Genomic DNA, 11,664 nt, shown 5'->3' with positions numbered 1-11,664 from the left:
CTCCGTGCGGTTGAAGACAGATAGAAAGGAGGAGAGAGATATAAATATAAGACGATCGACCAACGCTAAGAAGAAAATTTTTGCGCTAGTAACGTTATACAATTTATGGTCTGTAATATTTGTTTTTTCCCCAAGTTTACGCTTGGAACTAGTTGTAGCTAGTTACATATTTCATCAATTTATTTTTCTTTATCGCTTGAAGAGTCTTGATGAACGAGTAGAGTAATATCAAAATTTGTTAGCAGAGCAAAAATAGATATCGAAGTGGCTAAAATATTAAATTCGACTTCTTTTAAAGATAGAAGCGCCCAGAATGTAATAAAGAAAGAAAAAGATATCTTATCAATTATTTTGAAGTATTTTTTCACATTTTTTATATAGTCAGGGTAATCATTTTTAATTATTTCTTTAATAATACTCTTAAGCGTAAGGAACATGATGGTTATTAAACTAGATATATAAAAACCTCCTTTTATTTGTCTAAAATCTATCTCTTTTAATTTTGACAAAACATTAAAATGAGACATTTCAAAGATGTATAAAAACCAACAAAATTGACTGAAAGCTAAAAATAACAATATCCAAAATTTTATATTTTTTAAAAATTTCATGGCTAAATTATACCACAGAAAGGAATTTTATGAACGAAATTTTTAACTTTAAAGGACAAGAAGTCCGAGCGGTAACGATTAATAATGAGCCTTACTTTGTGGGTAAGGATGTAGCAGATATCTTAGGATATTCAAATTCACGAGATGCTCTAAGTAAACATGTCGATAGTGATGATAAGCTAACGTCGCAAATCGCGACGGCAGGTCAAAACAGAAATCAAACTATCATCAACGAGTCAGGCCTCTACTCGCTTATCTTATCAAGCAAGCTTCCACAAGCTAAAGAGTTTAAACGCTGGGTCACAAGCGAAGTGCTACCAGCTATCCGCAAACATGGTACTTACGTCACAGACTATAAAGCAGTTGACCTATTGACAAATCCTAATGCGTTAGGGAACTTTTTGCAAGGTCTCACGGAGCAGGTTAAACGTTTAGAAACGAAGATTGAAAAAGATAAGCCGAAGGTACTGTTTGCTGATGCGGTGGAGACGAGTGCAACGTCTATTTTAATAGGAGACTTTGCTAAAATCTTGCGTCAGAATGGCTACAATATCGGACAAAATCGCTTGTTTGCATGGTTGAGGGATAACGGCTTTCTTATCCGGAAGCACGGTGAGAGCTATAATATGCCGACTCAACGCTCAATGGATATGCGACTTTTTGAGGTCAAGGAGCGCACTCATCATGAGCCAAATGGCAGCATCCGCATCAGTAAGACAACCAAGCTAACAGGGAAAGGCCAGACTTACTTTATTAACAAGTTTTTAGCCGAAGGAGCTTAGGAAGGAGGAATGAAGATGACAGAATCCAAAGTAAACATGACAGTACAAATTTCAAATGCTAATGAGTTTAGAAGTTTAGTCAGCAAGTTTAATAAAAAAGCTCGTGAGCTGGAAGAACTTGCTCACGAACTGGAAATGTTCCGATTCCATGGAGAATTGGAAACATCAATTTTGTCAACCGATGCTGACAAGGTTGAATGATTTATCTGCTGGGAAATGATAGATAGGAAATGACTGGTCATTCCCTAAAATATGCAGATTGTAGACTAGACTATTTGATTTTATGTCAGGATACAATTCAGATAAAGTTCCTAGATCAGCATTTATAAGTAATTTAAAAATTAGTGTTTTGATAGTGGCAGCATTGTCGATATTTGTTAGCACACTTAATTCACTATCTTTTAAATTCAGACATTTATAGAGATCATATATGTCTCTAATATCATTTCGTTGCTCTTTTAGTTCATATGGAGCTAATCGAAATTCAATAAATGTTCCCTTATATGGCTGTTCTTGACAAGTATCAAATTGATAAAGTATGCCATCAGATTCAAAGATTAATCTGTCGCTACTTACCTGTTCTTTGATAGCAGGTTTAAGCCTATCAATTAGGTATCCAAAACAAGCTTCAAGTAGTCTAATTTTACTTAAGTCCATAATTTCCCCTCCTTTCCGTCATATTTTCAAGTAGATTATATCATGTTTTGGGGAGGAAAAGTCATCAGAAAGGGGATTTTATGACCGTAAAATTAATTGCCAATTGGCAAAAGAAAAATCATGAGATTAGTCAGGTCATGATTGACAGTCTTGAGGGACTTGATGTTTGGGAGACAATACTAATTCTTGGAAAAATAAGGAAAGGAAATTTATGAACGAAATTTTTAACTTTAACGGACAGAAAGTCCGTACTTTAACTATTAACAATGAACCTTACTTTGTTGGTAAAGACGTTGCAGATATTTTGGGGTATCAAAATCCGCAAAAAGCTATACGTGATCATGTTGATTTTGATGATAAGTTGACAGAACAAATCGTTCAGTCAGGTCAGAATCGTGAAATGATCATTATCAATGAATCTGGTCTTTACTCGCTTATTTTGTCAAGCAAGCTTCCACAAGCTAAAGAGTTCAAGCGCTGGGTGACATCAGAAGTCTTACCGCAAATCCGTAAGCAAGGAGCTTATGTCCCAGAAAATTTATCTGATGAAGCTTTTATTGCTCTATTTACTGGTCAAAAGAAGCTCAAGCAAAAACAACTAGAACTAGCTCAGGATGTTGATTATTTGAAAAATGAACAACCTATCCATCCCAGCTTTTCCCAAGCTCTACTTAAAAAGAGAAAAGCTCGTGTTGTGGCTTGTCTCGGAGGAATTGATAGCCCAGCTTATGCTGACAAAATATTTGCTCAATCCGTCTTTCGAGAAGCAGAGATGGACTTCAAAGACTATTTCAATGTAAATCGCTATGACTCCCTTCCTAAAAAACATAGTGATGCAGCTCTTAGGTATTGGATGAACTGGGAGCCTAGCAGTAATACTAAGATGAGAATTAGAACACTAAATCAACAGATTGATTTATTTCAGGAGGAGTAATCATGAATGATGTTTTATTATCACTTTCTGATTGGATAAAATCCATCATCAAAGATACCCTCAACAAACTTCTGGAAATAGAAAAAGACAGTGATCACTTTCCAGAATTGATGGATGTGAGCACTACCTGTGAATTTCTTGGTATCAACTATGATACATTTTCAAACAACTATCGCTACATGAAAGGGTTCCCAAAAGAATTACCTGGTAAAAAATGGTCAAAAAGAGCCATCAAAGAATGGCTCTTAAAACAAATTTAATAACTTTTCAAAAAACGGCTTCTGGACAAGGTCTTTGAAAAATTACTTTACTTCATTATATCACAAAAGGAACTATATCATGAACAATTTACAAATTATCGCAGTGAGCACACTTATTTCAGTCACTTTGATTGAGTTTCTTATCTCAAATTTCAAGCTCAGAAAAGCTCTCAAGACCAAAGAGACAGCTGGAACTGTCATTGCTCAGCATATCCCACAAAGAGGCTTCATTGACTACAATACTGGAAGACATGTTGATATTGCCCCAGAGACTGGTCAAGAGTATTTCGTTGACTAGGAGGGACCATGCTTAGAAAATTATTTCCGCCTAATCCAGCAAAGCTATTCCGTGAGCCACTAGGTCGGTTCTTGGACTTGGGACTGGAGCAAAGCACAATACCTCAGCCAGTGAAAAAGTCCAAGTTGGTTTACTTGGGAAGTGAGGTCATCATTCCAGAAGAGGAATACCGTGAGCTGGTTGAGGAAAACCATAGGCTACGGCATGAGGTCGCCCAGATGGAAGCGGTCATCTTATCCTGCCAAACGGCTATTAGAAATGGAGGTTTTGGTTGATGGATTATATCTTTCAGAAATCCCCACGAAAACTACACCGCAATTAACAATGCTTTTTTACAGGACAGTGAGCTAGAACCTGCCACAATAGGCATTCTAGCGGTTCTGCTTAGCAACAAGACCAACTGGGAGATATACCCAGAAGAAATTGCCCGGCGAATGAATATCAGCCGAACCACAGTAGATAGGCACTTCAAAAAGTTAGAACAGTTAGGCTACATGAAGACATTTAAGTTCAGCAGAGGGCGAGGGAAAGGCTTCCGCATTCTCAGGTTTGTGTCAGATGTAAAATTTACTGATTTTCAGCTATCCGTCATCAAGACAAGAATAGCAGAGGACAGAGAGTTCTGGGACATACCCTCAGATAAAATCGCTGACCAATAGTTTTCCACGGTTTCCACAGAAAATGCTGATTTCAGCCAGTTTTCCACAAATTCTACAAGTTACAGTTCACAAAAAATGTGATGTGTAAAAATGTGATGTGTAAAAATGTGATGTGTAAATCTGTGACCTAACAAATATTAACCTACAACAAGTATTAACTACTAACAAATATTAACCTTAAACAAGTCGTCCTTATTGAATAAATAATATAGGGAAATCTAAAACTTATCCACAGGAGAAAAAATCATGAAACAAACGGCTAAAACGCAAGGTATTCCATGCGGACAAAATTCTAATACATTGGGGAGTGTCGTAGACGGAGCTACTCGACTTTGGGTAGAACACGGCAATCTTCTTTATGGGGACATTATGTTTGGCAATATTGTTAGCTTGGCAATGTTTCAAGAATGCCAGACACCGTCACTAGAAGAGCTTTATGACAAGTATAAAGGTGTAGGTGGCGGAATGTTTAATTTGTATTTCGTTGATACCAGTGCCCTTTCTGGGACTATCTATGCTTGTGGTCATAGTAAGAGAGGTGAGTGGACGGTATTTGCTAAGACATCAGGCTATGCATAAGGAGGTAGCTATGACGAAATGGCAACAACGTGAAAATCTGGTCTGGCTACATGCTACGGCTGGAGAAAAAGAGCAACTGCTGGACACTGGGCTGTCTGACCGTGTCCGCTATATCAGCCTAGTCCGTGAGCTGGGCAGGAAATACGCAAGCTAGGAGGTAGGAGATGGACGATAAGAAACGGACAATGATTTCAGCCTTAAAATCGGTATTCCTAGAACAAGGTTACTGTCTGGGGGCTAATTTTGAGGAGCAAGCAGGCAAGCTGTCCCTTTCCCAGATTGCTATTGAAATTTCATTAGCACAGGCAGGTATCTAGTATGGCACAGGATAGAGGATTATTTGGAACTTTTGACTATGACCGGGATTATCTGCAACCAGAAGAGCCACGGACGGATCGTGACCCTGATGAATGGGTATTCAGAGGCGGTCAATGGATTTATGTAGGGGACTATTAGCCTATGGACAGACAGCACTATGAAGATAATGCCTACTGGAGACAACGCTATTTGGAGTTTTGTTATGAGCTAGGCGACATTATCAACGAACAACAAGACCTTATTCTCAGCATTCAGCGTGAAAACAAACGCTTGAAGCGTGAGAACTGGAATTTGAGAAAAACGAAGCGGCGGAGATAGCCCCTAAAATCGTTTCTAAGCAATTTTAAGTTAGGGCTATATATTTTGCCACAACCACAAAAACAATGCGAGTATGCCCCTAAATTTTGAGAAATTGGGGCATTTGGAAAGGAAATCAAGATGACAAACGAACTCACACAGAAACAGGTCACTTCTAGCGTGGCTAATCGGATTGAAGCTATGAAAGGCGAGGGACTGCTTATTGCTCCCAATTACAGCGTCAGCAATGCCCTTAGCTCTGCCTATTATGCGTTGAAAAATGCACCCGGTGGAAACCTGCTGGAGAAATGCACCCCAGACAGTATCTACAACGCTTTGCTGGACATGGTCACACAGGGGCTTAGTCCTTCTAAGACACAGTGCTACTTTGTTCCCTACGGCAACACGGTCAAGCTCACAAGGTCCTATTTTGGGACGATGAAAGTTGTAAAACAGCTCCCAGAAGTTAAGGACATCTATGCAGAGGTTATCTATGAGGGGGACGACTTCAAAATCAAGAATGAAAATGGGCGTAAGGTATTTATCAGCCATGATACGGACTGGCAGAATGCAGACAATCCTATTGTGGGAGCTTACTGCATTATTGAAAAGCAGGACGGAGAGAAAATCTTGACGGTCATGACCAAGAAAGAGATTGACAAGTCCTGGGCACAGGCTAAAACTAAGAATGTTCAAAATAACTTCCCTCAAGAAATGGCTAAGCGTACCGTGATTAACCGTGCAGCTAAGCAATTCTTCAACACAAGTGATGACAATGACCTCTTCATTGACGCTGTCAACCGTACAACGGAAAATGAGTACGAAAACGACCGTCAAATCAAGGAAGTTAAGCCAGTCAATGACAAGGCTGAGAGCCTAGATAGCATTCTGGGTCAGCCCCAGCCTAAAAAGGCAACTGTTGTAGAAACGGAAACAACTGAACCTGCTGAAGTTCAAGAAACAGAACAGGTGGAGCAAGTAAAAGATGTGACCCCAACTGATGAAGTGGTTATTTCCGAAGTGGAAACAACCACAGACACCAGCTATCCAGCAGATGAAATCCCTGATTTTAACGAGGAGACAGGGGAAATCATTGAAGAAATCAGCTTTTTTGAAGGCAATACAACCCAAATCAAGGAGTAAAAAGACATGACACAACAACTGACACAAGAAAACTATTACGGCGACACTAATTTTCTTACTAACTCACGCTACAAGCGATACCAGCAATGTCAAGCTAAGGCTTTTGCAGTTGATAACGGTAGCTGGGTAGAAGACCGTGACGAGACAGCCCTCTTGCTGGGAAATTATGTTCATAGCTATTTTGAAAGCCCAGAAGCCCATGACCAGTTTTTAGCAGAGCATGGGGAGAAACTGCTGGCCAAGACAGGTAAGAACAAGGGCAATCTCAAGGCAGACTTTGTCATCGGGGACAAGATGATTGAGAGCTTGAAAAATGATGATGGCTTTGCCAATTTATACCACGGCTTCCCAGATGATAATGTGCAAAAAGAAATGATTGTCTTTGGGGAAATCGAGGGCGTCCCAGTAAAGGGCAAGCTGGATAGTGTCAACTTGACCCGTGGCTACTTTGTGGACTTGAAGACTATGAAATCAATCTACAACAAGGAGTGGAGCGAGGAGCTGAGGAAGAAAGTGAGAGTAGCCGCCAATAATATCATCGGTTTCGGGTACCACGGTCAGTTGGCACTTTACCGTGAACTTTTGCGACAGATGACGGGTCAGGAGTTTCGCCCCTGGATTTTAGCTGTCAGTAAGGAGAATGTGCCTGATAAAGAAATCTTAGGAATTGATGATGAATTTCTGGAAGAGGGCCTGAGCAAGCTGAAATCTGACATCGTTGAGGTCTGGGCGGTTATTCAAGGTAATCAGAAGCCGAAAGCGTGTGGTTATTGCGATTACTGCCGTAGCCAGAAGAAGATAGGGCCAGTAGTCTATCTAAGTGAATTGATTGGAGAGTAGTTATGTCTGAATTGAACTCCCAAAAAATTGAAATTAGTAATCATGAGGCTCTGATTGGAACTCAGTTGCAGATTGGTAAACAGGTCATGAAAGTCTTGTTTGAATTATTTACTGATGAAAGTAAGAAAGGGGCCGTCTTACCAATTCAACTCAACGGTATGAATTTCAATATCACAGTAGAGAAAGAGGATTGAAATGCTTGAACTTACACCTAGACAGGCAGAATATGTGGAGTACATCAGAAAAGCCATTTTTGACCCTGAAATCAAGGCTTTGGCTGAAAATCAGGAGTTAGTCCAGCAGGCTTTGCTTATTGGTTATGTCGTTACGGAGGAAAACTTATGATTGAATTTGCAAAAGAAGTAGGTATGGCTCTCCTTTGGCTCATGCTGGGCTGTCTAATTGGAGAACGTAGCCAGATAAACAAGGATAACAAAGACAACAAGAAATAATACAACGTGCCGTGAACCACGTAAAAAGCGAACTAGAAGAATTGAGCGTCAAGATGACGGTCATGTGACCCAGAATGATGTAAAGATGGCGACTGCCCGTATTTAGCCAAACTCACAACCTTGGCAGTCGCATTTTTTTAAAAATGACACCAAGAAAGGACGCTGAATGAAATTTTTAGACCTATTTGCTGGTATCGGTGGCTTTCGTCTTGGGCTGGAAGCGGCAGGGCATGAATGTATTGGTTTTTGTGAAATTGATAAATTTGCCCGGGCAAGTTATAAAGCAATTCATAACACGGAGGGAGAAGTAGAACTACATGACATCACAACCGTTTCAGATGAGTCTATTCGAGGACTCGGAACTGTTGACATTATCTGTGGCGGATTTCCGTGCCAGGCTTTCAGCATTGCAGGAAATAGACGAGGTTTCCAAGATACACGAGGAACTCTATTCTTTGAAATTGCACGGTTCGCATCTATTCTCAGACCCACATATCTTTTCCTTGAGAATGTCAAAGGATTGCTCAACCACGAAGGGGGGACTACCTTTGAGACAATCATCACAGTCCTTGATGACTTGGGGTACAACTTGGAATGGGAAGTGCTTAACAGCAAGGATTTTGGAGTCCCCCAGAATAGGGAGCGTGTGTTCATTATTGGACATCTTAGAGGACGAAGTACCAGAAGAATTTTTCCTCTCGGAGGAGAAAGCCCAGAACCTGTTGAAAAATCAGCAGCTATCAAGGTCATAGGGAACACCAAAAACCCTGAAAGTAGCATGTTAGGGACAAAGACAGAGGTTTATGACCCTACTGGTATTTCAGGAACGTTGATGGCTACTGACTACAAAGGTCCTAAGCAAATCATTGTCAAAAGTCTTGGCAATGTCAATCCGTCAGGGAACGGCATGAATGGAGAAGTCTATCAGGCTGACGGTCTAGCCCCTACGCTAACGACAAACAAAGGAGAGGGGCAAAAGATAGCTATTCCAGTTCTAACCCCTGACAGACCTGAAAAACGGCAGAATGGTAGGCGGTTCAAGGAAAACGGAGAACCAATGTTCACTCTGACTGCCCAAGACCATCACGGAGTAGTTGTGGCTGGCCAGCTGGAGGGTGCTTTTGAAATGAGTAATAGGGTCTATGACCCGGTGGGGCTTGCCCCTACTCTGAGAACAATGCAGGGTGGCGGTAACGAACCTAAAATCATTCAAAGACCTAGAGGGGAGAACAAGGGTGGTTTCCACGATATAGCCCCAACTGTGACTAGCAGCAGTTACCACGAAAACAACCACTTATCAGATGGTTTCCGCATTCGGAAGCTGACACCTAGAGAATGTTGGAGACTGCAAGGTTTCCCAGATGAAGCCTTTGACAAAGCCCAAGCGGTAAATTCCAACAGTCAATTATACAAACAAGCAGGCAATAGCGTGACAGTGAATGTCATCTATGCCATAGCAAGCAGAATGGAGACAATCAATGACAGACAAGATTAACGCTAGTGATAGCTTAAAGCTGGAGTTTTCCAACAAAGATAGGACAATTACAGTCTTAGGCATGGATAACTGGGACATCAGGGTTGAGTATCAAAAAGACGATTTTGAACCAACTCTTGACCAAGACGGCGGCATGTTTGAACCTAAGTATAGGCTATTCATGTTTGCTGCACCTAAAAAAGACATTACTCTGAAAACTCCAACTGCCGCAAGTTCATTGGCAAAGGAAGCAACTGAAATCAAGAAACTTTTTGATTTTGTGAAGCTGAATAGTCAGAACTTCTTTGAAAAATTGGGTCTGAAAGGGGTTCTTGAAGAATGAAGCTAGTCTTGAATATCGAACCCAAGCCCCAAAGTCGCCCACGATTTGCTAGACGTGGCAATTTTACCGCAACTTACGAGGACAAGGAAATGAAGTCTTGGCGGGAGCGGTGCAGGTTGCTTATTGCCAATCAGTACATGGGTCAGGCCACGCTTGAGGGACCGCTGAGGGCAAATGTGAGGTTTTACATTCAACCGCCCCAGTACGTTTCTAAGCCTAAGAAAAATCAGGCGGCCTTGAAGGTTGAGACTATCCCAGTTGGCAAGAAACCTGATATTGACAACTATGAAAAAGCCCTATACGACAGCATGAGCGGTATTGTCTTCCAAGATGACGGACAGATTGCCCTGCATACGGTGGGCAAGTTTTATAGTCTAAATCCACGGATTGAGGTGTTTATTGAAAGAATGGAGGAGTGAATGAATAAGACCGAATTGACCAAGCGAATTGAAGGCATGGGGGAGTATGAGCCATTTGTTGATGAACCAATATCAAAAAGAGCTGTTCTGAATGCTGTTTCTGAACTTACTGAACCATCGAAAGTCATAATACCGAAGTTTGTGGCAGAATGGGTTGAGTTTTGCAAAGAATATGAAAAGGGGTTATCAGAATGTCTTTCAAATCATCCTAGCTATGAAATGCCAGATGATGTTGTGGAATGGTTTGAAACAAACGAGTATGAAGTTCATTCAAAGGAGGAATTGGTATCTCGTGCTTGGTTAGAAGGCTATGAGTTGGAGGTCATGAAATGGAATTTATAAAAGACGGTGTAAAGTTTGCCGCTAGCTTGCTAATTGTGATGGTTGCCTGGATTGGATATAGCTATCTGATGTACCAATCAGGCTACAAACAAGCTAAAAGCGAAGTTCAGCCCGTCCTCCTCTACACCGTCGATAACGCAGGCGGTGTAATGGTGGGGACTATCACAGACAAGGAAATCATAGAGGGACGCTACACGGTCACAGCCCACGCCTACGGTAAGTTTTTGGTCACAAAAGAGCAGTACGAGGCTATCAAGGTTGGTGACCCAATCCCTGACTATTTGAAGAAAAGAGGAAATTGATATGACTAGAACTATTGAACTACCTGATTATTATGAACCTGATTGGGAAAATGGACGCTATGGTTCTCTTGAGGAACTAAAAGAGTTGTTGCTACATAAGCGTATTACAGAGTGGGACAAAGACCATCTACTGCTTGAAGATGGTACAAAGGTCGCTATCAAAATGTCTGAGAGTGATTGCTGTGCCCATGCAGGAGGAGAGTTCAAAAATGTCCAGTTGGACGCTGTCATCACTGATGTTAAATTTGGAGAACCTAACAAATTTGACAATGGGGACGGCACGACTTGTCAGAACACGGTTACCATTTATCATAACCAGAACCCAATAGCCCTAGCTGAATGTGAGGCTAATGACGGAAATGGTGGCTATTATTATAGCGTTGCCTCTCTTGTTATCGGGGAAATCCACTTTCCAGTAGCTGAGGCTTAGAGGGAGGGTAAATGAACAAACGCCAACGTAAAAAGATGTTTACTAGGGCTTTCTCTAAAGCTTATGATGAGAGTCTGGAGTGGCAAAGAAAAAAGGAGCAAGTATCCATTACAACAGTAAAAGATAGGAGAGGTAAAGCTTACATCATTACCTCTATCATTAGTCAGGTTGAAATTATGAAAAACTGGACTGATAGCCCTGAGGAAATTACCATAGAGGGCTATATGCTAGATAATAAAAGATTGGGGTTGAAAAAATGAGACCTAGGAGAAGACCTTACACTGGAAAAATAAGAATTGTAAAAAAAGAAATGCCAAGATTTGTGAAACTTGGTTCAGTTGCACTCTGTAAAAAAATGGTTGAAAGCATTGAGGGAATACAGAGAGAGAACAGCTATACAACACGTTTACTTCTAAAGATACCTGGACCATTCTTCTCTTATGAGGAAAAGACAATCAGAGTGTCTATGGCATTTGATGAAGTAGTAAGTATTCTGAACCGCTACTAAACAAAAAAGCCAAGGC

General features: G+C 40.8%; 26 protein-coding genes. 24 read left to right on the top strand and 2 right to left on the bottom strand.

All coding sequences use genetic code 11. The annotated features are described in order from the left end of the window. Positions 1–179 precede the first annotated feature (179 nt). Positions 180–611, bottom strand: a complete 432-nt coding sequence (locus BN1356_RS12525) for a hypothetical protein (protein ID WP_141651850.1) — start codon at positions 609–611, stop codon at positions 180–182. Between the two features lie 29 nt (positions 612–640). Between BN1356_RS12525 and BN1356_RS12305 the strand changes: the two genes are divergently transcribed. Together BN1356_RS12305 and BN1356_RS12300 are read left to right on the top strand one after the other, a co-directional pair. After that, positions 641–1,393, top strand: coding sequence for a phage antirepressor (locus BN1356_RS12305; RefSeq protein WP_093651649.1), 753 nt, complete (start codon positions 641–643; stop codon positions 1,391–1,393). Between the two features lie 15 nt (positions 1,394–1,408). Beyond that, the gene (locus BN1356_RS12300; protein WP_342666781.1) at positions 1,409–1,594 is read left to right on the top strand and encodes a hypothetical protein; all 186 of its coding nucleotides are present in this window, start codon (positions 1,409–1,411) and stop codon (positions 1,592–1,594) included. On the opposite strand, the gene BN1356_RS12295 is transcribed toward BN1356_RS12300, so the two are convergent. Further along, positions 1,568–2,050: a hypothetical protein gene (locus BN1356_RS12295; protein ID WP_093651647.1), complete on the bottom strand. Its 483-nt coding sequence runs from the start codon at positions 2,048–2,050 to the stop codon at positions 1,568–1,570. The two genes, BN1356_RS12300 and BN1356_RS12295, sit on opposite strands and share 27 nt — an antisense overlap. An 80-nt stretch (positions 2,051–2,130) precedes the next feature. On the opposite strand from BN1356_RS12295, the gene BN1356_RS13000 reads away from it, so the two are divergent. The 22 genes from BN1356_RS13000 to BN1356_RS12205 all read left to right on the top strand — a co-directional run bounded on the left by BN1356_RS13000 (position 2,131) and on the right by BN1356_RS12205 (position 11,648). Then, the gene (locus BN1356_RS13000) at positions 2,131–2,265 is read left to right on the top strand and encodes a hypothetical protein (RefSeq protein ID WP_281175848.1); all 135 of its coding nucleotides are present in this window, start codon (positions 2,131–2,133) and stop codon (positions 2,263–2,265) included. After that, positions 2,262–2,984, top strand: coding sequence for an ORF6C domain-containing protein (locus BN1356_RS12290; RefSeq protein ID WP_093651646.1), 723 nt, complete (start codon positions 2,262–2,264; stop codon positions 2,982–2,984). Before BN1356_RS13000 ends, BN1356_RS12290 begins: the two co-directional genes overlap by 4 nt. A gap of 2 nt (positions 2,985–2,986) precedes the next feature. After that, entirely contained in the window at positions 2,987–3,244 is a 258-nt protein-coding gene (locus tag BN1356_RS12285; protein WP_093651645.1) for a hypothetical protein, read from the top strand. Between the two features lie 79 nt (positions 3,245–3,323). Continuing rightward, positions 3,324–3,542, top strand: coding sequence for a hypothetical protein (locus BN1356_RS12280; RefSeq protein WP_093651644.1), 219 nt, complete (start codon positions 3,324–3,326; stop codon positions 3,540–3,542). Positions 3,543–3,550: 8 nt separating this feature from the next. Then, positions 3,551–3,817, top strand: a complete 267-nt coding sequence (locus BN1356_RS12275) for a hypothetical protein (protein WP_093651643.1) — start codon at positions 3,551–3,553, stop codon at positions 3,815–3,817. 3 nt (positions 3,818–3,820) lie between these two features. Continuing rightward, positions 3,821–4,201, top strand: coding sequence for a winged helix-turn-helix domain-containing protein (locus BN1356_RS12270; RefSeq protein ID WP_342666782.1), 381 nt, complete (start codon positions 3,821–3,823; stop codon positions 4,199–4,201). Positions 4,202–4,447: 246 nt separating this feature from the next. Further along, positions 4,448–4,780 carry a hypothetical protein gene (locus BN1356_RS12265; protein WP_093651641.1) on the top strand — a complete coding sequence of 111 codons (333 nt, stop codon included), beginning with the start codon at positions 4,448–4,450 and terminating at the stop codon, positions 4,778–4,780. A 10-nt stretch (positions 4,781–4,790) separates the two neighbouring features. Continuing rightward, positions 4,791–4,934: a hypothetical protein gene (locus BN1356_RS12720; RefSeq protein ID WP_093651640.1), complete on the top strand. Its 144-nt coding sequence runs from the start codon at positions 4,791–4,793 to the stop codon at positions 4,932–4,934. Positions 4,935–4,944: 10 nt separating this feature from the next. Then, complete coding sequence (locus tag BN1356_RS12715; protein ID WP_176694291.1) at positions 4,945–5,097, top strand: hypothetical protein; 153 nt, start codon at positions 4,945–4,947, stop codon at positions 5,095–5,097. A 1-nt stretch (position 5,098) separates the two neighbouring features. After that, entirely contained in the window at positions 5,099–5,236 is a 138-nt protein-coding gene (locus BN1356_RS12710; RefSeq protein ID WP_176694290.1) for a hypothetical protein, read from the top strand. A 300-nt stretch (positions 5,237–5,536) separates the two neighbouring features. Beyond that, entirely contained in the window at positions 5,537–6,538 is a 1,002-nt protein-coding gene (locus BN1356_RS12255) for a recombinase RecT (protein ID WP_093651639.1), read from the top strand. A gap of 6 nt (positions 6,539–6,544) precedes the next feature. Continuing rightward, complete coding sequence (locus BN1356_RS12250) at positions 6,545–7,378, top strand: PD-(D/E)XK nuclease-like domain-containing protein (RefSeq protein ID WP_093651638.1); 834 nt, start codon at positions 6,545–6,547, stop codon at positions 7,376–7,378. 2 nt (positions 7,379–7,380) lie between these two features. Continuing rightward, positions 7,381–7,572 carry a hypothetical protein gene (locus BN1356_RS12245; protein ID WP_245620352.1) on the top strand — a complete coding sequence of 64 codons (192 nt, stop codon included), beginning with the start codon at positions 7,381–7,383 and terminating at the stop codon, positions 7,570–7,572. Position 7,573: 1 nt separating this feature from the next. Further along, positions 7,574–7,723, top strand: a complete 150-nt coding sequence (locus BN1356_RS12705; RefSeq protein WP_176694289.1) for a hypothetical protein — start codon at positions 7,574–7,576, stop codon at positions 7,721–7,723. Between the two features lie 273 nt (positions 7,724–7,996). After that, positions 7,997–9,325, top strand: a complete 1,329-nt coding sequence (locus BN1356_RS12240; RefSeq protein ID WP_093651637.1) for a DNA cytosine methyltransferase — start codon at positions 7,997–7,999, stop codon at positions 9,323–9,325. Then, positions 9,309–9,647 (top strand): hypothetical protein, encoded by a 339-nt coding sequence (locus tag BN1356_RS12235; protein WP_093651636.1) that lies wholly within the window; start codon positions 9,309–9,311, stop codon positions 9,645–9,647. The genes BN1356_RS12240 and BN1356_RS12235 overlap by 17 nt, the downstream gene beginning before the upstream one ends. Beyond that, positions 9,644–10,066: a RusA family crossover junction endodeoxyribonuclease gene (locus BN1356_RS12230; RefSeq protein WP_093651635.1), complete on the top strand. Its 423-nt coding sequence runs from the start codon at positions 9,644–9,646 to the stop codon at positions 10,064–10,066. The genes BN1356_RS12235 and BN1356_RS12230 overlap by 4 nt, the downstream gene beginning before the upstream one ends. Next, positions 10,067–10,408, top strand: a complete 342-nt coding sequence (locus tag BN1356_RS12225) for a DUF1642 domain-containing protein (RefSeq protein ID WP_093651634.1) — start codon at positions 10,067–10,069, stop codon at positions 10,406–10,408. Then, positions 10,396–10,710 (top strand): DUF1372 family protein, encoded by a 315-nt coding sequence (locus BN1356_RS12220; RefSeq protein WP_093649535.1) that lies wholly within the window; start codon positions 10,396–10,398, stop codon positions 10,708–10,710. Before BN1356_RS12225 ends, BN1356_RS12220 begins: the two co-directional genes overlap by 13 nt. A 1-nt stretch (position 10,711) precedes the next feature. Continuing rightward, a complete protein-coding gene (locus BN1356_RS12215; RefSeq protein WP_093649534.1) occupies positions 10,712–11,140 on the top strand; it encodes a DUF7448 domain-containing protein in 429 nt (142 codons plus the stop codon). A gap of 11 nt (positions 11,141–11,151) precedes the next feature. Beyond that, the gene (locus tag BN1356_RS12210) at positions 11,152–11,400 is read left to right on the top strand and encodes a hypothetical protein (protein ID WP_093649533.1); all 249 of its coding nucleotides are present in this window, start codon (positions 11,152–11,154) and stop codon (positions 11,398–11,400) included. Further along, the gene (locus BN1356_RS12205) at positions 11,397–11,648 is read left to right on the top strand and encodes a hypothetical protein (RefSeq protein WP_093649532.1); all 252 of its coding nucleotides are present in this window, start codon (positions 11,397–11,399) and stop codon (positions 11,646–11,648) included. The genes BN1356_RS12210 and BN1356_RS12205 overlap by 4 nt, the downstream gene beginning before the upstream one ends. Positions 11,649–11,664: the final 16 nt, after the last annotated feature.

The organism is Streptococcus varani, assembly GCF_001375655.1.
Classification (GTDB): Bacteria; Bacillota; Bacilli; order Lactobacillales; family Streptococcaceae; genus Streptococcus; species Streptococcus varani.
The sequence above is the reverse complement of the archived record's forward strand: the minus strand, read 5'-3'. Positions and strand labels throughout refer to the sequence as shown.